Source organism: Guyparkeria halophila (genome assembly GCF_034479635.1).
GTDB classification, from domain to species: domain Bacteria; phylum Pseudomonadota; class Gammaproteobacteria; order Halothiobacillales; family Halothiobacillaceae; genus Guyparkeria; species Guyparkeria halophila.
On record NZ_CP140153.1, the window covers coordinates 321036 to 341894 of the forward strand.

Annotated in this window: 22 protein-coding genes and 1 tRNA gene; 4 read left to right on the plus strand and 19 right to left on the minus strand. The window is 66.2% G+C overall.

Going from position 1 to position 20859, the window contains the following annotated elements; genetic code table 11:
* Positions 1-83 precede the first annotated feature (83 nt).
* The gene (locus tag SR882_RS01480) at positions 84-317 is read left to right on the plus strand and encodes a CsbD family protein (protein ID WP_322521590.1); all 234 of its coding nucleotides are present in this window, start codon (positions 84-86) and stop codon (positions 315-317) included.
* A 108-nt stretch (positions 318-425) separates the two neighbouring features.
* Here the strand turns inward: SR882_RS01480 and glnA are convergent, their stop codons facing one another.
* From glnA to SR882_RS01525, 9 genes are all read right to left on the minus strand, one after another.
* The gene (gene glnA, locus SR882_RS01485; protein WP_407653359.1) at positions 426-1817 is read right to left on the minus strand and encodes a glutamate--ammonia ligase; all 1392 of its coding nucleotides are present in this window, start codon (positions 1815-1817) and stop codon (positions 426-428) included.
* Positions 1818-2175: 358 nt separating this feature from the next.
* Positions 2176-2499 (minus strand): hypothetical protein, encoded by a 324-nt coding sequence (locus SR882_RS01490; protein ID WP_322521592.1) that lies wholly within the window; start codon positions 2497-2499, stop codon positions 2176-2178.
* A 366-nt stretch (positions 2500-2865) separates the two neighbouring features.
* Complete coding sequence (locus SR882_RS01495; protein ID WP_322521593.1) at positions 2866-3564, minus strand: SDR family oxidoreductase; 699 nt, start codon at positions 3562-3564, stop codon at positions 2866-2868.
* Between the two features lie 37 nt (positions 3565-3601).
* Positions 3602-4375 carry a hypothetical protein gene (locus SR882_RS01500; RefSeq protein WP_322521594.1) on the minus strand — a complete coding sequence of 258 codons (774 nt, stop codon included), beginning with the start codon at positions 4373-4375 and terminating at the stop codon, positions 3602-3604.
* A 61-nt stretch (positions 4376-4436) separates the two neighbouring features.
* Positions 4437-5210 (minus strand): metal ABC transporter permease, encoded by a 774-nt coding sequence (locus SR882_RS01505; RefSeq protein ID WP_322521595.1) that lies wholly within the window; start codon positions 5208-5210, stop codon positions 4437-4439.
* 1 nt (position 5211) lies between these two features.
* The gene (locus tag SR882_RS01510; protein WP_322521596.1) at positions 5212-5775 is read right to left on the minus strand and encodes an ATP-binding cassette domain-containing protein; all 564 of its coding nucleotides are present in this window, start codon (positions 5773-5775) and stop codon (positions 5212-5214) included.
* A complete protein-coding gene (locus SR882_RS01515; protein WP_322521597.1) occupies positions 5775-6653 on the minus strand; it encodes a metal ABC transporter substrate-binding protein in 879 nt (292 codons plus the stop codon). Before SR882_RS01515 ends, SR882_RS01510 begins: the two co-directional genes overlap by 1 nt.
* Positions 6654-6664: 11 nt before the next feature.
* Positions 6665-7942, minus strand: coding sequence for a porin (locus SR882_RS01520; RefSeq protein WP_322521598.1), 1278 nt, complete (start codon positions 7940-7942; stop codon positions 6665-6667).
* Positions 7943-8020: 78 nt separating this feature from the next.
* On the minus strand, positions 8021-10078 hold the full coding sequence (locus SR882_RS01525; RefSeq protein ID WP_322521599.1) for a TonB-dependent receptor: 2058 nt from the start codon (positions 10076-10078) through the stop codon (positions 8021-8023).
* 172 nt (positions 10079-10250) lie between these two features.
* On the opposite strand from SR882_RS01525, the gene SR882_RS01530 reads away from it, so the two are divergent.
* Positions 10251-11885, plus strand: coding sequence for a methyl-accepting chemotaxis protein (locus SR882_RS01530; RefSeq protein ID WP_322521600.1), 1635 nt, complete (start codon positions 10251-10253; stop codon positions 11883-11885).
* Positions 11886-12006: 121 nt separating this feature from the next.
* On the opposite strand, the gene gpmI is transcribed toward SR882_RS01530, so the two are convergent.
* From gpmI to hisB, 10 genes are all read right to left on the minus strand, one after another.
* Positions 12007-13542 (minus strand): 2,3-bisphosphoglycerate-independent phosphoglycerate mutase, encoded by a 1536-nt coding sequence (gpmI, locus tag SR882_RS01535; RefSeq protein WP_322521601.1) that lies wholly within the window; start codon positions 13540-13542, stop codon positions 12007-12009.
* A 151-nt stretch (positions 13543-13693) separates the two neighbouring features.
* Complete coding sequence (gene tatC, locus SR882_RS01540; protein WP_322521602.1) at positions 13694-14842, minus strand: twin-arginine translocase subunit TatC; 1149 nt, start codon at positions 14840-14842, stop codon at positions 13694-13696.
* Positions 14811-15371 carry a Sec-independent protein translocase protein TatB gene (gene tatB / locus SR882_RS01545; RefSeq protein ID WP_322521603.1) on the minus strand — a complete coding sequence of 187 codons (561 nt, stop codon included), beginning with the start codon at positions 15369-15371 and terminating at the stop codon, positions 14811-14813. The genes tatC and tatB overlap by 32 nt, the downstream gene beginning before the upstream one ends.
* Before the next feature lie 26 nt (positions 15372-15397).
* The gene (tatA, locus tag SR882_RS01550; protein WP_322521604.1) at positions 15398-15688 is read right to left on the minus strand and encodes a Sec-independent protein translocase subunit TatA; all 291 of its coding nucleotides are present in this window, start codon (positions 15686-15688) and stop codon (positions 15398-15400) included.
* A 26-nt stretch (positions 15689-15714) separates the two neighbouring features.
* Positions 15715-16056 carry a phosphoribosyl-ATP diphosphatase gene (locus SR882_RS01555; RefSeq protein WP_322521605.1) on the minus strand — a complete coding sequence of 114 codons (342 nt, stop codon included), beginning with the start codon at positions 16054-16056 and terminating at the stop codon, positions 15715-15717.
* The gene (hisI, locus tag SR882_RS01560) at positions 16043-16471 is read right to left on the minus strand and encodes a phosphoribosyl-AMP cyclohydrolase (RefSeq protein ID WP_322521606.1); all 429 of its coding nucleotides are present in this window, start codon (positions 16469-16471) and stop codon (positions 16043-16045) included. The genes SR882_RS01555 and hisI overlap by 14 nt, the downstream gene beginning before the upstream one ends.
* Positions 16472-16569: 98 nt before the next feature.
* Positions 16570-17343, minus strand: a complete 774-nt coding sequence (gene hisF, locus SR882_RS01565) for an imidazole glycerol phosphate synthase subunit HisF (RefSeq protein ID WP_322521607.1) — start codon at positions 17341-17343, stop codon at positions 16570-16572.
* 3 nt (positions 17344-17346) lie between these two features.
* Positions 17347-18102, minus strand: coding sequence for a 1-(5-phosphoribosyl)-5-[(5-phosphoribosylamino)methylideneamino]imidazole-4-carboxamide isomerase (hisA, locus tag SR882_RS01570; protein ID WP_322521608.1), 756 nt, complete (start codon positions 18100-18102; stop codon positions 17347-17349).
* 44 nt (positions 18103-18146) lie between these two features.
* On the minus strand, positions 18147-18779 hold the full coding sequence (gene hisH / locus SR882_RS01575; RefSeq protein ID WP_322521609.1) for an imidazole glycerol phosphate synthase subunit HisH: 633 nt from the start codon (positions 18777-18779) through the stop codon (positions 18147-18149).
* Positions 18779-19372 carry an imidazoleglycerol-phosphate dehydratase HisB gene (hisB, locus tag SR882_RS01580; RefSeq protein WP_322521610.1) on the minus strand — a complete coding sequence of 198 codons (594 nt, stop codon included), beginning with the start codon at positions 19370-19372 and terminating at the stop codon, positions 18779-18781. Before hisB ends, hisH begins: the two co-directional genes overlap by 1 nt.
* Before the next feature lie 238 nt (positions 19373-19610).
* Between hisB and SR882_RS01585 the strand changes: the two genes are divergently transcribed.
* Positions 19611-19686 (plus strand) — tRNA-Phe (locus tag SR882_RS01585).
* A gap of 89 nt (positions 19687-19775) precedes the next feature.
* Positions 19776-20855 carry a DNA polymerase IV gene (gene dinB, locus SR882_RS01590; RefSeq protein WP_322521611.1) on the plus strand — a complete coding sequence of 360 codons (1080 nt, stop codon included), beginning with the start codon at positions 19776-19778 and terminating at the stop codon, positions 20853-20855.
* The last annotated feature ends 4 nt before the right edge of the window (positions 20856-20859 follow it).

A 20859-nucleotide genomic window follows, 5' to 3' on the forward strand; every position in this document is an offset into this window, starting at 1 on the left:
CTCAGTGTTGCGTTGCATTCAGGTCGGCAGGGCGTCGGTGATTGCCTACAATGAAGAGGGCAAAACCGCACAGGAGTTCCGTAATGAAGTGGGATCACATCGCAGGCAACTGGCGCTCGTTCATCGGGCATGCCGAGGAATACTGGGGCAAGATCACGGGCGATGAGTTCGCGGTGCTCGAGGGCAAGAAGGACGAACTGATCGGCAAGATCCAGGCCCGCTACGGCGTCAGCGAGCAACAGGCGCGCGATCAGGTCCAGGAGTTTCAGAAGCGGATGAAGGAGGAGTTGGGCCCCGGCGGTCTGCCCAAGAAGTAACGCGCGGGCCTTGGCTGGCCTGTTTGATCGCCACGCATAAAAAACGCCCCGCAGTGCGGGGCGTTTGTGTTTCTGGGGCCGGGCAGCCGCCCGGCCGGCTACCGGCGCTTACACGCTGTAGTACATGTCGAACTCGACCGGGTGCGTGGTCATCCGCAGCAGCTGGACTTCCTCGCCCTTGAGCTCGATGTAGGCGTCGATCAGGTCGTCGGAAAAGACGTCGCCACGGGTCAGGAACTCGCGGTCCTCGTCGAGTGCCTTGAGCGCCTCGTCCAGGGAGAAGGCCACCTCGGGGATGTTCTTCTCTTCTTCCGGCGGCAGGTCGTAGAGGTTCTTGCTTGCCGCTTCACCCGGGTGGATCTTGTTCTGGATGCCGTCGATGCCGGCCATCAGCATCGCCGCGAACGCGAGGTACGGGTTGGCGGTGGAATCCGGGAAGCGCAGCTCGACGCGACGCGCCTTCGGGTTGGAGACGAACGGGATCCGGATGGACGCCGAGCGGTTGCGGCTGGAGTAGGCCAGCTTGACCGGTGCCTCGAAGCCCGGGACCAGGCGCTTGTAGCTGTTGGTCGACGGGTTGCAGAAGGCGTTCAGGGCGCGGGCGTGCTTGATGATGCCGCCGATGTAGTAGAGCGCCATCTCGGAGAGGCCCGCGTAGCCGTCACCGGAGAACAGGTTCTTGCCGTCCCGGGTCATCGACTGGTGGACGTGCATGCCGGAACCGTTGTCACCGACGATCGGCTTGGGCATGAAGGTGGCGGTCTTGCCGTAGGCGTGCGCGACGTTGTGGATCACGTACTTGAGGTCCTGGACCTCATCGGCCTTCTTCACCAGCGTGTTGAACGCGACACCGATCTCGCACTGGCCGGCGGTGGCGACTTCGTGGTGATGGACTTCGACGTTCTGGCCCATTTCCTCGAGCACCAGGCACATCGCCTGACGGATGTCGTGCAGGGAGTCGACCGGCGGGACCGGGAAGTAGCCGCCCTTGACGCCCGGACGGTGACCCATGTTGCCGTCCTCGTAGACGCGCTCGGCGTTCCAGGCGGCTTCCTTAGAGTCGATCTTGACGAACGAGCCGGACATGTCCGAGCCCCAGCGCACGTCGTCGAGGATGAAGAATTCGTTTTCCGGGCCGAACAGCGCGGCGTCGGCCAGGCCGGAGGACTGGATGTAGGCCTCGGCGCGACGAGCGACCGAACGCGGGTCACGGTTGTAGCCCTGCATGGTGTCCGGCTCGATGATGTCGCAAACGACGATCAGGGTCGGTTCTTCGGAGAACGGATCGATGTTGGCGGATTCCGGGTCCGGCATCAGGATCATGTCCGAGGCGTTGATGCCCTTCCAGCCGGCGATCGACGAGCCGTCGAACATCACGCCGTCCTCGAAGGTTTCCTCGTCGATGTGGCCGGCCGGGTAGGTGACGTGCTGCTGCTTGCCCAGCGTGTCGGTGAAGCGGAAGTCGACGAACTTGACGCCGTTTTCTTCCATCATGGTCATGACTTTATTGGTCGCGTTGGACATGTAATCCTCCGGTGAACGATGTATCTCGAATGCGGCGGGCGTGAGATCGCGCGGCATGCTGCCGACATGATCCGCTGATGCCCGACTTGGTGCAAGAAAAGCAGAAACCGTGCCTGTTTGTTGCTAACCAGTTGCTGCTTGGGCGGGCGGCCAAGATGGGCGATTGTCGGATGACCCGAGTGTGCCTAAGTGACTGTAATCACGCGGGGCATGTCGGAGCCGGCGGGTAAGGTGGCCGCCTTCATATCGGGGATCGTCACGGCTGCCGCGCTGGCTGCGCGACTCCATACGCACCAAAATGATGCGCATGGCTTCCCTTTAGCACCATATTGGGTCAACAGCGCGGCGATTGGGCGGCCGGCAGGCTGTCGAGCACCGGGATGGGGTGATGCGCTGCCAACGGGTAGTAGGGGCAATCCACCGCCAGACAGGCCATGCCGTGCCGGCATTCCTGGGCACAGGCGAGCAGCGCCAGTTGTCGGCACAGTGCGGCCTGGCCCGCCGGCCGGCGGTCGAACAGATCGGCGATCGACAGCTTGCCTTCGGCGATGAAGCGGTCGAGATCGGCGTAGCGAAATCGGGCGATCTCCCGGTCCCCTTCGGGCGAGGTGACCACGATCTGGTCGACCTCTTCCCCACAGTGGTGCAACAGCTGCATGGCGACCTCCCGGCTGGCTTGCGTGGACCGGGCGCGCTCCGTTAACGGCGGGCGCCCGCAATGGCTACGGAATGATAACGATTCCGGTTTGCGACAACAAGCGCGAGGCGGGTGATTGCGTCAGTACATGCCCCGAGGAAACCCCGTACGAATGCCCCGCGCCGCCGATGGGCGCCTGGTAACCCGTTCCGGGGCGCGAAATGCGATCGCGGGTTTGCCCGCAGGCTGCAAAATCGCCCCTCGGCGGGCCCGAGTGACACAGATGGGCCCGACCTGAGGCGCGGCGCCTCGATCGCGAACAGACGCCCGGGCCAGAGGCGCTATCGAATCGCACAGACGTTGCTTGCGACGTTGGCCGAGATGCCGTTACCAGGGAATGGTCGTGCCATCGATGTCGATGAACCGCCCGCGGTCGGCCTCGGTCAGGTCGGCCATGTTGCGACGCAGTCCCTCGGCACTCTGGGCGGTGGTGATTTCGGCGTTGGGGCCGCCCATGTCGGTCAGCACCCAGCCCGGGTGCAGGGCCACCACGTTGATGCCGCGGGCCTCGAGGTCGATCGAGGCGCTCTTGATCACCGCGTTGACCGCCGCCTTGCTCGAGCGGTAGATGTAGCCGCCGCCCGAGCCGTTGTCGCCCATCGAGCCGACCTTGCTCGAGAGGATGCCGATCTTCTTTTCTTCGCTGCGGGCTATCTGCTCGGCGAAGGCCTGCATGATCAGCATCGGCGCGATGCTGTTGATGCGGAAGACCTCCAGCCACGCCTCGACGTCGTGGACGTTGCCGAAGGCCACGCCGCGCGGGCCGTAGACGCCGGCGTTGTTGATCAGCCAGTCGATCGACTCCTCGGCGAGTTGGTCGGACAGCGCCCGGATGGCCTCGGCATCGGCCACGTCCAGGGCATGCAACTGCAGGGTGTCCGGGTGGGCGAAGGTCAGCGCCTTGAGTTCGGCCGATTCCTCCGGGTCACGCGCCGTGGCATGCACCCGCCAGCCGTCCTCGAGCAGCTGGCGGGTCAGTTCCAGGCCGATGCCTCGATTGGTGCCGGTGATCAGGGCGGTCTTCATCGGGAAATCTCCTCTCGGTTGTCGGGGTCTGCGATGTTCATTCGGCCAGCCGGAACACCAGCTGGCCCTCCTCGACCTGGACGGTCTCCACCCCCTCGGCCAGCGCCTGCCAGAAGCCCGGCTCGCCGCCGAATTCCGCGACCAGGTCGACGCCCTTGAGCCCGCCGATCCAGCTGTTCGGCAGCGGCACGCCCCACAGGCTCACGCCCGTGACGATGACGGCCAGCCTCGAGCCGTCCAGTGTTGGGACCTGTAGTACCTCGGCGCCCGCATACAGGCGCAGCGTCTGCCCGCCCATGAACGGGAAGTCCGGCGGCAGCGGCACCAGCAGCTTGACGCTGACCAGGTCCTCGGACAGGTCGATCGCCAGGCGGCGGGCCATCTCCGGGTCGCGGGCGATGATGGCGTTGAGCTCGCGTTCGTCGAACTGCACCTCGCGCGGGGCGTCCTTCTCGCGGTAGGCCTCGGGTTTCAGCCGACCTTGGTCATCGAACTCTTCCGGGCTGGCGGCAAAACGGTCATTACCGTACGGCGGCGCCGGACGGTCGGTTTGAACGCCGATGGCGGTGAGCTTGGCGTCGAGCGCTTGTTGCTCGTCGGCGCTGAGTTCCACCGGCTCGAACTGGTCCGGGAAGAGGAAATAGCGGACGGCCAGTGCCCCGAGCGCCAGGGTGACGACCATCGTGACGATGATGATCAGGCTCACGCCCAGGCAACCGATGCCGCGGCGGGGCGTCTCGGCGCGCGGGGTGGTTTCGTCGGTTGACGAAGGGGGGGTGGAGGGATTCTGGTTCTGGTTTTCGTCTGTCACCGGCGGCGTTCCTCCTGGGTTGCCGCTCGGGAACCCGCCCCGGCGGCCAAGCCTTAGGAGGTTAGCACGCGCGGCGGGCGAGCAGCCGGGTCGCGGTGGTCAGCACCAGCAGGATGGCGACCAGCATTGGTGCGAACGGTTGGTCGAGCGCCAGCGCGGCCGTGAAGGCAATCAGGTAGCCGAGCACACCCAGCCCGATGGTCCAGGCGACGGCCCGCCGCCAGTGGCCCGCGACGTGGAACCCCGCCCAGGCGGGCAGGAAGACCAGGGCGAAGGTGGCCATCAGGCCAATCGAGAGGGTGCCGGCCGCCAGTGCCGCGGCAATCACCGTGTCGATCAGCAGGCCGGCGCGTCGCCGCTGGGTGCGCTCGGCCCCCGAGGTGGGTGGCAACAGGCGCAGCGCCAGTTCATGGCGCTCGATCCGGCCGCGCAGCCCTAGCACGATGGCGGTCAGCACCAACGCGGCGACGAGTTCGACCACCCCGGTGAAGTAGAGCTGCCCTTCGACCAGCTGGCGGGCCAGGGTCTCGCCCATGGGGGAATTGGCCGCTACCAGCAGCACGAGGGCCCAGCCGGCGAGAATCAACCAGGCGTAGGCCGAATGACCCGAGGCAGGCAAGTGGCGACCGAGCATCCCCGCGATGGCCAGCCCCACGGCCCCGGCCAGCGCCGGCAGGGCCAGTGCCAGGGCGAGGACCGCCCCGGCCCCGGCTAGGTGGGCAACGGCAAGCGCGGCGAGCCATTCGTCGCGCAGCCGCAGCCAGAGCCCGGTCAGGGGCAACAGCACGGCGAGCGCCAGGCCGGTCAGGAAGGGCAGGGTGAACAGTTCGGTCATCTCAGGCGGGCCTCATCTCGACCTGACGGGGCACGCGGGAGACCAGGTCCGCGTCATGGCTGACGATCAGCAGGCAGCGATCGGGAGGGCGGTGGTCGAGGAGTTCGAACAGCGTCCGACGGCCGCGGCGGTCGAGGTTGTTGCTGGGCTCGTCGAGCAGGACGAGGTCTGCCGGGGCGGTCAGTCCGGCCCAGACACGCAGTAACTGGCGTTGGCCGCCCGAAAGCTGGTCGAGGCGCCGTGGCAGCCAGCCTGACAGTGGTGCCGGCGGTCGCGGGTCGGCCTCGGCCAGGGCCAGAAAGTCGTGGCCGTTGACGGGCAGGTCCCGGTCGGGGCGGGCGATCTGCTCGACCAGCCGAATGCGGCTCCCGGCCGGGAGGCGGCATTCGCCCGACAGAAGCGGCGCGCGGCCGGTGATCGCCGCGAGCAGGGTGGACTTGCCCACGCCGTTGGGCCCGGTCAGTGCCAGGGCTTCGCCGTCGTCCAGTGCGAGGCTCACCGGCCCGATGCGCGGTGAACGCCTGCCGGGCGGTGCCGTGACCAGATCGATCAGCTCGAGTCGCATCAGGTCGAGGGCCGGGCCAGTGCGGCCACCCAGGCGTCGATCAGCTCGATCCAGGCATCGAGGGTCGGTGCGTCGGGCTCGGTGTAGAGCTGTTCCACCGGCCAGTCGAGCTGGTTGGCGAGCTTGGCCGGACCGCGCTCGGAATAGTAGGGGGCGTGGATGATCACCCCGTCCGTACCGGCCAGGGAATCGGCGAGCCCGCCGATGTGGCGCGCGGTCGGCGGCACGCCCGGGGTGGGCTCGAGGTAGCCCAGCGTGGGCAGATCGAGCCAGTCCATGAGATAGCGGGTGTCCGCGTGGTGGAACACCGCGCCGGGCGCCTTCTCCACGCGTGCCTGCCACTGGGGCATCCGGTTCTCGATGCGCGTGATCGCGGTCGCGGCGTTCTCACGATAGGCCGACGCGCCGGCCGGGTCGATGTCGGCCAGCCGTTCGGCCAGCGCCGGCAGCACGGCCCGCATGGCGCGTGGGTCGAGGTTGAAGTGCGGATTGCCCGAGGCGTGCACATGCCCGGCCCCGGTTTCGCCCACGTCGAGCAGATCGACATGTTCGGCGGCCTCGAAGTGTCCCGGTTGGCCAGGTTGGATGTCGCGGTTGGCGGATCGCTTGACCGCGACCGGCAGCCAGCCGGCCTCCAGTTGCGCGCCCACCGAGACCACCAGATCGGCCCGACGCAGGTCGCGCATCATCGAGGGTTTTGCCTGCAGGAAGTGCGCGTCGCGATCCGGCGGGGCGAGCACCGTCAGCGCGATGCGCTCGCCGCCCACGGCGGAGGCCAGCGCCCCCATGCTGTTGGTAGTGGCTACGATGCGCAGGTCCGCGGCCTGGAGTGTGACTGGCGACAGAAGCGCCAGCGTGATCAGCAATCGTTTCAGCATTGTTCGAGTCCTCAGAAGCTGTGTGCGCCGTGCGCGCCCAGGCTCATCTGGTATTGCAGGTAGAACTGGGTGTAATCCTCGCGGTGGTCGTCGAAGGCGCCGCTGACCTGGGCGACCTGGGCGCGGATACGGCTGGTCTCGCTCAAGTGCCAGGTGGCCGCGGCGGTCCACCGTTCGCTCTCGTCGTAGTCGGCATTGACGGCCGGACGCGGACCGCGCTTTTCGTTGGTAAATCCGACGGCATCGTAGCGCAAGCCGACGTCCCAGCGCGGCGCGATGCCGTAGGTGGCCTGGACATAGAGGCCGTCCTCGGTGAAATCGCGTGCCTCGCCGATCACGCCGGGGTTGCCCTCGTGGTGGGCGACCTCGAGGTTCTTCTCGACCCACAGGTATTCGGCCGAGACGCGCCAGTCGCCCTTCCCGTAGCCCTGACCGGAATCGTACTTGTACACGGCATCCAGGCCCCAGAGGCGCGCGTCGCCGTCGAGGGCGTGCTCGTCCGGTTCGTCGTGGTGGTGCATTTCCTGGTGGCTGCGGAAGAAGGCTGCCGAGGCACCCAGCTGCAGGGCATGGTCGTGGCCGAGATCGGGTGACCACTTGGCGAAGGCGGTCCACAGGCGCGGGGCCTTGTCGCGTTCCGGCAAATGCTCGCCGTGTTCGGCCTCGGTGCCCAGCCGCTCGTTGTTGTCGCCCTGGAAGGCCTCGATGCCGAACAGGGTGTAGTGGTCCCAGGCCGGCAGCCAGGTCAGCTGCAGGCCGGTATCCGACAAACCATGAGTGCCCAGGAGGGTGCGGTAGGCGAGGTTCTGGTCGACGAAATCCCAGCTATGCGGGTGCTTTTCGTTGGTGTAACCGATACCCGAATAGAACTTACCGGCCTTGATTCGAAGCCCGCCCGGCAAGCCGGTGCTGGCGACATAGGCCTCTTCCAGCTCCACGTCGCCCTCGTCGGAGATGGCGACATTCAGTCGGGCGTCGAAGAGCGCGTCGATACCGCCGCTGAGCACCACCTCGGTGTGGCGCAGGTTGAAACCCTGTTCCAGGCCATGCTCATGGCCTTCGTGCTCGTGCTCGTCATCATGGCCATGCGCGGCGAAGATGCCGGCGGTCTCGCCGAGCATTGCATCACCGCTGCCGTCGAGGCTGTCATCGTAGTAGACGCCGTCGAGGATGACGGAAAGCTGCGGGTTCATGGGCAGGGACGGCTCCTCCGCCATGGTCGGTGCGACCCCCAGCAGGGCGGCGGCGCCGAGGAGAGTGGAGACGGGGAGTCGTTTGTGATTCTTCATTTTCTTTCTCGTTAAGGTGCGTGAGTGGTTGGTTTGAACAGTTTGGCTCTGGCTGCGCAAGTCGTGCCCTGGGGGCGGTCAGAAAGCGAGGTCGGCCCGTAGTCGTACGTTTCGACCCATGCCCAGTGCGTAGCCCTTGTAGGTATCCAGGAAGTCGCGGTAGGTCTCGTCGAGGAGGTTGTCGACTTGCAGTGTCAGGCGGAGCTCGGTCTTGCGCTGAAAGGGAACACTTACGCCCGCGCCCAGCGACACCAGCGTGTAATCGTCGGTCGAGGCCGTGCCGAAGGAGTTGTTGTCGAACTGGGCGAAAGGCTCGTAGGGGCCTGCGGCATCCTTCTCGAAGTGGTGGCTCACGCCCAGGCGGACGTGCCAGTCGCGGAAGGTCTCGCCCCCGCCATGATCGAATGCGAGACCGGCGCGCAGGCTGTCGGCCGGCATCAGCGGCAGGTCCCCGCCGTCGTCGAGTTCGCCGCGGACCGCATCGAAGCCGCCGTCGAGCGTCCAGTGTCGGGCAAATTGCCATTGGCCGGCTAGCTCGATGCCTTGCAGCTTGGCGTCGTCCTGGCGTGCCGCGTAGACAGGCAGGGGGCCTTGCGTCGTGCCGGTGTTCGCAAGATAGATGTAGTCATTAATGCGGTTCTGATACACCGTGGCCGACCATTCGACTTGTTCGCCTTGCCATGTCACGCCAAGGTCCGCATTCAGCGACGTCTCTTCCGTCAGAGACGGGTCGCCCTGCTGTACGGCGGCAACCCCGCCATGGACGCCGTCGGCGAACAGCTCGAAGATCGACGGGGCGCGGAAGCCCCGGCCGAGGTTGGCCTTGACCGTCCAGCGGTCGTCGATCGCCCAGGCAAGGCCGGCCGAGCCGGTGGCGACGGTGTAGTCGCGTTCGCGGGTGTCGATCGAGTCGAAGGCGGCGGAGCGCTCGGCGGACTGAGTGATCTGGTCGACACGCGCGCCAAGTTGGAGCGTGACGGGACCCATGTCACGTTGCTCGAAGGCATAGATGGCCCATTCCTCGCGCTCCGCGTCCGGGGTCAGGCCGCCTGAGCGCAGATCCTGATCGACGTCGGCGCGTTCGACGCCCACCTCGCCGCGCCAGCCGGCCCATTCCGGATGCTCCACGCCGAGACGCACCGTACGCCGGTCCCGCCGGATATCCAGATCGGGTCCTTGCGCGTCGAGCGCGTCGTAATCGCCACCCGTCAGTGCCTGGCGGACGTTCTCCTGCCAGTGGATCCGGGACTTGAGCAGCCAGTCGCCCGCCAGCGCGTATTCGCCCCTGATGGCCCAATCTCGGTTTTCGAGGTTCTGGCCCACCGGGTTGCCGTCGGGCAGCAAGAAGTTTTGCTGGCTGCGCCAGTCGGTGTAACTGACTTCCACCTCCCCCTGCTCCCCGGTGTAGCCGAAGGCGATGCGGCCATTGCGGTTCTCGTAGTCGGTATGGTCGAGTCGACCGGTGAACTTGGGATCGCCAGCCTGGCCGGTTTCGGCGAAGCTCGACGCACTGGGGGTTTCCATGTCGCCGGCATCACGCCAGTTGCCCGTGATTGCGAGACCGAATCCACCTTTTGCCGCGCGGATTTCCCCACCCAGGAGCTTTTCATCGTTGTTGCTGGCAAAGCCGGAGGTGAGCCGCCCCGAAACGTCGGAACCTCCCGGTGCGACCGGGAGCTCCGGCGAGATCATGTTGACCACCCCGCCCAAGGCGTCGGAGCCGTACAGGACACTCATCGGCCCGCGTACGACTTCAATGCGATCGGCGAGTAGCGGGTCGACATTGGCCGGGTGGCGCACGCCGTATTGCTGGTAATCCTGTGCGACGCCGTCGTTGAGCACCCGGATGCGATTGCCGGAGAGCCCGCGGATCACGGGATTGCCGATCTGGCCACCCGTGGCGATGGTCGCGACACCGGGGATGTCGTCAAGCGTCGCGCCGAGTGAAAGTGACTCTGCCTGGCGTTTTTCGTCACCGCCGAGTACATCGACAGATGACGGGGCATCCTCGGCCTCGGTGGCGAACGGCGTGGCAGTAATGGTGATCATGCCCAGGCGATCAGTGGCGAGAACGGCGGGGCTGTGGGTGCCGAGCAGGCTGCTGATCAGGATGGCAAGCTTGGTGCGGCGTGACATAAAGGCTCCTGTTGAGTCGTGTCTCGTGAGGGGACAAGGCCCGTGAGGTGTCGTGGCTTATTGGAACGTTATAATATAACACTCCGTCAAGTGGTTGCCACCCTGGGCTGTCATGGGCCTGCAACCTGAATCCGATACGTTGCCCATCTTTTTTGCAGAGAGACGAGTGACGATGGCGCGTTTGAACTGGGGGATTACGCAACGACTGTGGCTGGGTTTCGGTGCTTTGCTGGCCCTGCTGATCACGATCGCTGCGGTTTCGGTGATCCAGTCACGAGACCTCTCTCATGTGGTTCAGCGCCTGAGCGTCGAGGTGGTCGAGCGGGTCCAGCTTTCCCAGACGCTGGTCAGCGAGGTGGAGACCTTCCAGACCGCGCAGAAGAGCGGCCTGCTGGCCCGCGCCACTCTGCGCATCCCGCAGTCGAGGGACTATTTCGATCGCGCCGAACAGGCGGCGGCACGGATCGAGGAGCAGATGGCCGCGATGGATGCGGGCTTGAGCGATCGCGAACGAGGCCTGATCGACTCGTTCCGTAAGCCCTGGCAGCAATATCTCGAGGTGCACAAGGTCGTGCGCGAGAAGGCCTCGCAGGGCCAGATCGAGCCGGCCCTGGGCTTGCTGGAAAACGAGGGGGCGCCGCGACTGGACGAGGCCCGAGCCGCGCTCGCCCGCCTGACCGACTTCCTGCGCGAGGACCTGGCTGCCCAGCGTCAGTCGGTCGCCGAGCGCATGCAGCGCGACCAGCTGATCCTGATCGGCATCGTCGTCCTTTCCCTGCTGATCGGCGGTCTCCTCGCCCTGACGACGGCACGTTATCTGCGCGGTAGTCTCGACCGCGTGCTGAACGTGGCCGCGCGGGTGGTCGACGGCGATCTCACCGCGCGCACGGGCCTGACGCGCGATGACGAAATCAGTGCCATGGGTCAGGCGCTCGACGGCACCTGTCGCCAGTTCGAGGAGGTCGTCGGCCAGGTGTCCGGTGTGGCCCGCTCGATGAAGGAGCGCTCGTCGTCCCTGAGTCAGGCGGGCGAGCGGGTGGTTGACGGCATGCACCGGCAGGAAACGGCGACCGAGCGGGCCAATGACCTGATGGGCCGCAATCTCGCCGAGGTCGAGGGAGTGGTGGGGCATTCCGACCGCGCGGCACGCTACGCCGAGGAGGTGGATCGGCTTTCCAGCGGCGGCCTGCAACGGGTGGAGGCCACGTTGACGGCCTTGAAGGAGCTGACCGACCGCCTCAACCAGGCCGGCGCGATCATCCATCAGCTCGACGAACACGGTGGCGAGATCGGCTCGGTGGTCGACATGATCCGCACGGTCAGCGAGCAGACCAACCTGCTGGCACTCAATGCTGCCATCGAGGCGGCTCGGGCGGGCGAGCACGGTCGCGGTTTCGCCGTGGTCGCCGACGAGGTGCGTACCCTGTCGATGCGCACCCGCGAGTCGACCGATCGCATCGCCGAGATGATCGGGGCGCTGAAGACCACCATGCATCAGGCCGCCGAGTTGATGGCCGATTCCGGCGAATATGCCGCCCGCACCCTGCAGGAGGCCGAGCAGGCCGGCGGGCAGCTCAAGGAGATCGACCAGGCGGTCAGCAAGATCCGCGACATGAACGGCCGGATCGCGGCCGCGGCACAGTCGCAACGCGGCGAGGCGCAGGAACTGGGATCGGCCCTGCAGGAGATCGCCGTGCTCGCCGGCGAGGCGATCGAGATCAGTCGCGAGAACGAGCGCATGGGGAGCGCCATGCGCGAGCAGTCCGACGATCTGGGTGCGCTGGTGGGGCGCTTCCGTCTCTCCTGACCCCTTTTGATCCAGCGGGCGATCCTGCGGACCGCCTGACGACGGCATGCGAATGCAAGAAGGCCGCGCGACCGGTTTCCGGTCAGCGCGGCCTTCCTTTGTTCGGTGTTGGCCTGGTGGCTCAGCTGCTGGGCTTGTCCAGCAGCAGCGAGCGCTTCATCTTCTTCGGCAGCGGCAGGCCCATCAGCTCGAGCACGGTCGCGGCGATATTGGCAATGCCGCCGCCGGTACGCAGGCGCACCGGGGTCTGGTCGATGACGATGCAGGGCACCGGGTAGGTGGTGTGCTGGGTGTGCGGGTCGCCGGTGACCGGATCGACCATCTCGTCGCAGTTGCCGTGGTCGGCGGTGAGGATGATCGAGTAGCCTTGTTCGCTGGCGGCATCGACCAGCCGGCCGACCTCCAGGTCGACCGTTTCCATGGCCTTGATCACCGAGTCACGCACGGCGGTGTGGCCGACCATGTCGCCATTGGCGAAGTTGACCAGCACGAAGCCGTATTGATCGGCGCGGACCGCGTCGATGGCGGCATCCGCCACCTCGCGCGCGCTCATTTCTGGCTGCAGGTCGTAGGTGGCCACCTTCGGTGACGGCACCATCACCCGGTCCTCGCCGGCGAAGGTTTCTTCCTTGCCACCGTTGAAGAAGAACGTCACGTGGGCGTACTTCTCGGTCTCGGCACAGTGGAACTGCTTGATACCGGCCTGGCTGATCGCCTCGGCGAGCACGTTCTTGGGCCGTTCGGGCGGGAAGCCGATCGGCGAGAGAAAGCGCGGGTCGTATTCGGTCAGGCAGGTGACCACGATCGGCTGGTAGTCGCCGCGATCGAAACCGGAAAACTCGGCCTGACCCAGCGCTTCGGTCAGCTGACGCGGCCGGTCGTTACGGAAGTTGAAGAAGATCATCGAGTCATCGGCGGTCAGCGGCTCGAAGCCATCGAGCACCGCCGGCCGGATGAACTCGTCGTGTTGTTCAGCCGCGTAGGAGGCGGCCAACGCCTCGCGCGCATCGGCAAAGCGCGGGCCGTCGCCCCGGACGATGGCGTTGAAGGCCTCCTCGGTGCGCTCCCAGCGCTGGTCCCGGTCCATCGCGTAGTAGCGGCCGCTGATGGTGGCGATCGCCCCGTTGGCGTCCTTGAGCTTGGGTTCGATCTGGTCGAGGTAGGTCAGGGCCGACTTCGGCGCCGTGTCGCGGCCGTCGGTAATCATGTGGATCAGCGGGCGGGCGCCGATCTTCTTCGCCATCTTGATCAGCGCCAGCAGGTGGCGGACGTGGCTGTGCACGCCGCCATCGGAAACCAGGCCGATCAGGTGGATCGGGCGGTCGGCATCGGCGGCCTTCTGCATCGCCTGGTTGATGGCGGCATTCTCGTAGAAGCTGCCGTCCTTGATCGCATCATCGATGCGCACCAGATCCTGGCGGTTGATCGCGCCGCAGCCCAGGGTCAGGTGACCCACTTCGGAGTTGCCCATCTGGCCGTCAGGCAGGCCGCAGGCCCGCCCGGATGCCTCGATCACCGTGTGCGGGTGGTGGGCGTACAACTCGTCGAGCCTGGGCGTGTCGGCCAGGCTCACGGCGTTGTGCTTGCGGCTCGGGTTGACGCCGACGCCGTCCATGATCACAAGCAGGACGGGGCGTCGCGGGGCGATATTGGACATGGGCTTGCGTTCCTTTTCGTGTTTCGGTTGGAGTCACCGGAACGAATCGGGTGGCGCGTGCCGTCATCCGCCCGGCGGGGGCAGCGAGCCATCCGTTTCATTCTGGGTCGGGCGGGCGAGAGGCCCGCCCGGTCGACGAGGTCGACCGGTATCAGCGCCGGTCGTGGCGTTCGTCGTCGTTTGCGTCGGGCGTTTCGTCTCGACGGGTATCCGAGTCCTTTTGCCCGCGTTCGGATTCGGACGCGCTGGGCGCCTCGTCATCCTGGGCCACGTTCCGGGACTCGCTCTGAGACTCGTGGCGGCGCGCCTCGGCCTCGATTGCCTCGAGTGATTGCTGCTCGCGCTCGATCTCCTCGAAGGCGCGATCAAAGTCGAAATCGTCGTCCTTCTCGGTTTCAAAGGCCCGGCCGGTGCCGGTGCCGCTGGCGGCCGCGCTGCCGCTGCCCGTGCCGCGGCTCGGGCCGCCGGCGGGTGAGTCGCCGCCCGTGCCGCCGCCTGGCGGGGTGCCGTCGGGCTCGGGCTCGTCGTCGGTAGGCAGCACGGGGCCGCCCTGGCGCTTGAGCAGGACGCGGCCGATGACGATCCCCAGTTCGTAGAGGAACCAGACCGGGATCGCCATCATGAACTGCGAGAGGATGTCGGGCGGGGTGAAGATCGCGCCGAGGATAAACGCGACCAGGATCGCGTAGCGGCGCTTTTCCGCCAGTTGATCGGGCGTGACCACGCCGATCAGGATCAACAGCACGGTCGCCACCGGCACTTCGAAGACGAAGCCGAAGGCGAAGAACATCGTGATGACGAAGCTCAGGTACTCGTTGATGTCGGGTGCGAAGCTGACCTCTGCCGGTCCGGTGCCGGAGAGAAAGCCGAAGACGACCGGGAAGACCGCAAAGTAGGCGAAGGCCGCGCCCAGGTAGAACAGGACGGTGCTGGAGAACACCAGCGGGATCACCATCTTGCGCTCATGCTGGTACAGGCCCGGGGCGATGAAGGCCCAGAGCTGGTAGAGCAGGAACGGGATCGCCACGAACAGGGCCGTGAAGCCGGCCAGCTTGAGCGGGATGAAGAAGGTCGAAGCGACCTGCACCGCGATCATGGTGGCGCCTTCGGGCAGGAACTGCGACAGCGGTTCCGAGAGAATGCGGAACAGGTCGTTGCGGAACGGGAACAGCGCCAGGAACAGGACGAAGACCACGGCCACCGACTTGATCAGCCGGTTGCGCAGTTCGACCAGGTGCGAGACGAAACCCGCCAGACCGGAGGGTTCGTCAGTTGTCGCGTCCGCGTTCCGTTGGCTCATCTTGGTCTTTTGCCGTCGATTCCTGGGTCGTGGCCGGCTCGGCCGGGGCATCGGCCTCGGCCGATTCGAATGGGCGACGGAAGGTCTCGCCGGTTTCCGATTCCAGCCGGCTCAGCTCGTCCTCGAAGTCGTCTTCCTCGCCCGGGGCGCGGCCGCTTTCATCCAGGGCCGCCAGCCGCCTGGCCGAGTCCTGACGAGCCTTTTCGCCGGCTGCCGAGTCGCGCATGGTCTGTTCGGCGTCCGACAGGGCACCCTTGACGCTCTTCTCGGTGCCCGAGAGGTCGTCGCGAGTCTCTTCGACCATCGCTCGCAACTTGCTGATCTCGGATTCCTGCGAGTTCAGCAGCTGCTTCATGTCCTGCATGTTGAACTCGCTGTCCATCTCGGCCTTGGCGTTGGCGACGAACTTGCGGACCTTGTAGGTCCACTCGCCCGCCTTGCGCGCCACGCCGGGCAGCCGCTCGGGGCCGATGACCACCAGGGCCACGACCAGCACGAGAGACACTTCCCAGAAGCTGAAACCGAACACGGATCAATACCGACGCGCGCTTGGGATCAGCTGTCCTTGCGCTCGGTCGACTTCTCGGCGGCCTTTTCCTTGCCCGCCTCGATGGTCTCGCTCTCGATCACCCGGTTGGCGTTGGGCTGCTCGCCCTCCTTGTGCTCCAGGTTTTCGCTGCGCTTCTGCTCTTCCTCGTCCTTTTCCGACTCGTCCTTCACGGCGGATTTGAAGCCCTTGATCGCGCTACCGAGATCGGTGCCGAGGTTCTTCAGACGCTTGGTGCCGAACAGAAGCAGCACGATGGCGAGAATGATCAGCCAGTGCCAGATGCTAAAAGTACCCATGATCGCGATCTCCTACTGATGTCCTGTCAATCTTGTGCGCGCCGTGCCTTTTCTTCAAGGCCCGACAGTCCGAATCGGCGTTCGAGCTCGTCGAGCACGTCCGCCGGGGTTAGGTTGGCATCGGCCAGCAGTACCAGGCTGTGGAACCACAGGTCGGCCATCTCGTTGATCAATTCGTCGCGATCGTCGCCTACCGCGGCAAGCGCGACCTCGACCCCTTCCTCGCCCACCTTCTGGGCGATCTTCGCTCGTCCCTTCTGGTACAGGCTGGCGACATAGGAGCTGCCCGCCTCCGCGCCCTTGCGTTGTTCGAGCAGGGCCGCGAGTTGTTCCAGCACCTCGGTCGAGCGGTGGTCAGCCGTTGCCATAGATCGCTCTCGGGGATTTCTTCACCTCGTCGGTCGCTTGCCAGCGGCCGCCCTCGAGACGGCGGTAGAAGCAGGACTCGCGGCCGGTGTGGCAGGCGATCCCGCCGTGCTGTTCGATCGCCAGCAACAGCACGTCGCCGTCGCAGTCGAGCCGGATCTCGCGCACCGTTTGTGTGTGGCCGCTCTGCTCGCCCTTGTGCCAGAGTTTCTGGCGCGAGCGCGAGAAGTACACCGCCTCGCCCAGCTCGACGGTCTTCTCGACCGCCTCGCGGTTCATCCACGCGAACATCAGCACCCGGCCGGTCGCGGCGTCCTGCGCGATGGCCGGCACCAAGCCCTGCTCGTCGAAGGCGATCGTCTCGATCCAGTCGCGCGACTCGCGGAATGCCGGGGGTGTTGCCTGAGATTCGGTCACTGTTGGTGTCGTCGTTCAGCGGTGGGCGGGCCGGGGGCCGGCGCCGGAGTATATCAGGGATGGCGAAAAAACCGTCAGAGCCGACGGCTCAATCCTGGTCAGTCGCGAACCTCGATGCCGGCCTCGGCCATGACGGCCTTGGCCTCGGCGATACTGTGGGTGCCGAAGTGAAAGATACTCGCGGCAAGCACGGCATCGGCGTGACCTTCGGTGATGCCCTCGACCAGGTGCTCGAGGTTGCCGACGCCGCCGGAGGCGATCACCGGGATCGGTACGGTATCGCTGATCGCGCGGGTCAGCGCCAGGTCGAAGCCCTGCTGCATGCCGTCGCGGTCCATGCTGGTGACCAACAGTTCACCGGCGCCCAGCTCGGCCATGTACCTGGCCCAGCGGATCGCGTCCAGGCCGGTCGGCTTGCGCCCGCCGTGGGTGAAGATTTCCCACCGCGGCGGCTCGTCCTCGCCGGAGACGCGCCGGGCGTCGATGGCTACCACGATGCACTGCGAGCCCACCGCGTCGGCCATTTCCTTGATCCGCTCGGGATGGCGCACCGCGGCGGTATTGATCGAGACCTTGTCGGCGCCGGCGTGCAGCAGGCGACGCACGTCGGCCAGCGTGCGGATGCCGCCGCCGACGGTCAGCGGGATGAACACCTCGGCGGCGACCGCCTCGACCACGTGCTGCATGGTCTCGCGGCCCTCGTGGGAGGCGGAGATGTCGAGGAAGGTCAGTTCGTCCGCGCCGGCCTGGTTGTAGCGGCGCGCCGCCTCGACCGGGTCACCGGCATCGCGCAGGCCTTCGAACTGCACTCCCTTGACCACGCGGCCTTCCGCCACGTCCAGGCAGGGAATGATGCGCTTGGCGAGGCCCATGGCTTACTCGGAGAACGGCGGGATGCCCGCGCGATCGTCGATGCGCTTCTGCGCTTCCCGCAGGTCGATGCTGCCTTCGTAGAGGGCCCGGCCGATGATCGCACCGGAGACGCCGTCATCGGCGGCATCGATCAGCAGGTCGATGTCGCTCATGTCGGTCACGCCGCCCGAGGCAATGATGGGGATGCGTACCGACTTGGCCAGATCGCGGGTGGCCTCGATGTTGGCGCCCTGCATCATGCCGTCGCGCGAGATGTCGGTGAACACGATCGCGGCCACACCATCCTGCTCGAAGCGCTGAGCCATGTCGTGGATGTCGTGGTGGGACAGCTTCGACCAGCCGTCGATGGCCACCTTGCCGTCCCGGGCGTCCAGGCCAATGATGATGTGCCCGGGAAAGGCCAGGCAGACATCCTCGACGAAGTGCGGCTCGGAGACGGCCTTGGTGCCGATGATCACGTAGTCCACACCCAGTTCGAGGTACTGCTCGATGGTCGCCTCGTCGCGGATGCCGCCGCCGACCTGGATCGGCAGGTCCGGGTAAGCCTCGCAGATGGCCTTGATGACCTCGCGGTTCTTGGGGCTGCCGGCAAAGGCGCCGTCGAGGTCAACCAGGTGCAGGCGACGTGCGCCGGCCTCCACCCAGCGACCGGCCACGGCGACCGGGTCGTCGGAAAAGACGGTGTCATCCTCCATGCGTCCCTGGCGCAGGCGTACGCATTTGCCTTCCTTCAGATCGATGGCGGGGATCAAGAGCATTGGTCTGGCGTCCTCGATGTGCGCTTGGTTCGGAATGGGCAGACTTAGGGTCTCGCGCCTTTCCAGCGGGTGAAATTGGCCAGCAGCTTGAGGCCGTCTTCGGCACTCTTCTCCGGGTGGGCCTGGATGGCGAAAACGTAATCGTCGGCCAGCGCGGCGCAGTAGGTCAGGCCGTAGTCGGCGGTCGCCACCGTATGCGCCGGGTTGCTCGGCTCACAGTAGTAGCTGTGCACGAAGTAGAAGCGGGCGTCCTGGCGGATGCCGTCAAGCAACGGATGATCCTGTGTCTGATGCAGCTGGTTCCAGCCCATCTGCGGCACCTTGAGCGCCTCGTCTTCGGGGCGAAAGCGCCTGACCTGTCCCGGGAACCAACCCATCAGGTCGACGCCCTCGTTTTCCTCGGAGCGGTCGAGCAGCACCTGCATGCCCATGCAGATGCCGAGAAACGGTCGGGTCCGCGCCGCCTCGCGCAGGGCCTCGGGCAGGTTGCGTTCACGCAGCTTGGCCATGCACTGGGCCGCGGCACCCTGGCCAGGGAAAACTACCTTCTCGGACTCAAGGATCGCCTCGGGGGCATCGGTCAGCACCACGTGGGCGCCGTCCGGGGCGACGTGCTCGATGGCCTTGACCACCGAGCGCAGGTTGCCCATGCCGTAGTCGACGACGGCGATCTGCATTACAACGAACCCTTGGTCGACGGAACGACGTCTGCCTGGCGTTCATCGGCGCTCAATGCCATGCGCAGTGCCCGGCCGAAGGCCTTGAACATGGTCTCGGCTTGGTGGTGCGCGTTGCGCCCGCGCAGGTTGTCGACATGAAGCGTGGCGTTGGCGTGGTTGACGAAGCCGCGGAAGAATTCCTCGACCAGCTCGGTCTCGAAGCGGCCGATCAGCGCGCGGGTGAAGTCGCAGTGGAACTCCAGTCCCGGGCGTCCAGAGAGATCGATCACCACCCGCGAGAGGGCTTCGTCCAGCGGCACGTAGGCGTGGCCGTAACGGTAAATGCCGCGCTTGTCGCCGACCGCCTGAGCCACCGCCTGGCCGAGCACGATGCCACAGTCCTCGACCGTGTGGTGGTCGTCGATCTCGGTGTCGCCGTCGCAGGTCAGCGTGATGTCGATCAGCCCGTGGCGGGCGATCTGGTCGAGCATGTGTTCGAAGAACGGGACGCCGGTCTCCAGGCGGGCCTTGCCCTCGCCGTCGAGGTTGATCTCGAGGGAGATGCGGGTCTCGTTGGTCTCGCGGCGGATCTGCGCGGTGCGTGCGGCCATGTTGGGTTCGCGTCTCGGGCGGTTGAGATTGGGTTTAACGGGAAGCGTTCCCGAACTGGGAGCATACAATGCCCGCCGCGGCGCGTCAGCCTCTGGGCGGAAAACGACTGGGGTCGTTGGTTTTCAGTCCGCTCCCGACGGGGTTGACCGCGCGTCGATTTTACCGTTAAATGCGCAGCCTCGTCGCCCGGCGACGGCGCCTGATGCGCTCCGGCCGCCGGGAAAGACAGGCCGACATGGCCAGATAGCTCAGTTGGTAGAGCAGGGGATTGAAAATCCCCGTGTCGGGGGTTCGATTCCCTCTCTGGCCACCACGATTCCCGAAACCCCCGATCCCCCGGATCGGGGGTTTTTCGTTTCGAGACGGCGTTATGCTGTTCGTTCGTCGTGCCGGAGGCTTTGCGTGCGCAAGATCATTCATGTCGACATGGACGCCTTCTATGCCTCGGTCGAGCAGCGTGATCGGCCCGAGTTGCGCGGCCGGCCCGTGGTGGTCGGTGGCGATCCGGCCGGGCGCGGCGTCGTTGCGGCGGCGAGCTACGAGGCACGGCGGTTCGGTATTCATTCGGCGATGCCGGCCGCCCGCGCTGCCCGCGCCTGCCCCGATTTGGTTTTCCTGCGCCCCCGATTCGATGTCTATCGCGCGGTTTCCCGCCAGATCCATGCGGTGTTTCGCCGCTACACCGATTGGATCGAGCCGCTGTCCCTGGACGAGGCGTATCTCGATGTGACCGACAGCCCGACCTGTCGCGGTTCGGCGACCCTGATGGCCGGCGAGATCAAGGCGGCGATCCGCGAGACCACCGGGCTGATCGCCTCGGCGGGCGTGTCCTACAACAAGTTTCTCGCCAAGCTCGCCTCGGACGTGGACAAGCCCGATGGCCTTTACCTGATCGACCCCGAGGCCGCACCGGCATTCATCGAAACGCTGCCAGTGGGCGATTTCCACGGTGTCGGTCCGGCGACCGAGCGGCGCATGAAGGCGCACGGCATTTACACCGGCGGCGATCTGCGACGACACGAACTCCACGAGCTGGTCGAGTGGTTCGGCAAGGCGGGGCGGCATTACTATCAGATCGCTCGCGGTATCGACGAACGCCCGGTTCAGAGCCGGCGCGAGCGCAAGTCGCTCGGTCACGAGACCACCTACGCGAGCGATCTGAACGACCGCGTCGAGGTCGAGGCGGCCCTGCCCCCGCTGGTCGAGCGGGTCGCACGCGATCTGGCGGGGCGCGAGCTTGTCGCCCGCACGGTCACGCTGAAGGTGAAGTACGCGGATTTCACCCAGATCACCCGCCGGCGGACCTTCACGCGGCCGTTGTCGTCGGCGGGGGAGTTGCTGGGCGCGTTGCCGGGGCTGCTCGATGACACCGAGGCCGGTCGCCGGCCGATTCGGCTGCTGGGTGTGACCTGTTCGGGGCTCGAGGCCCGAAAGAGTCTGCCGTTGGGCGAGCTCGATCTCGGTTGGTCACCGGCGGGCTGATCGG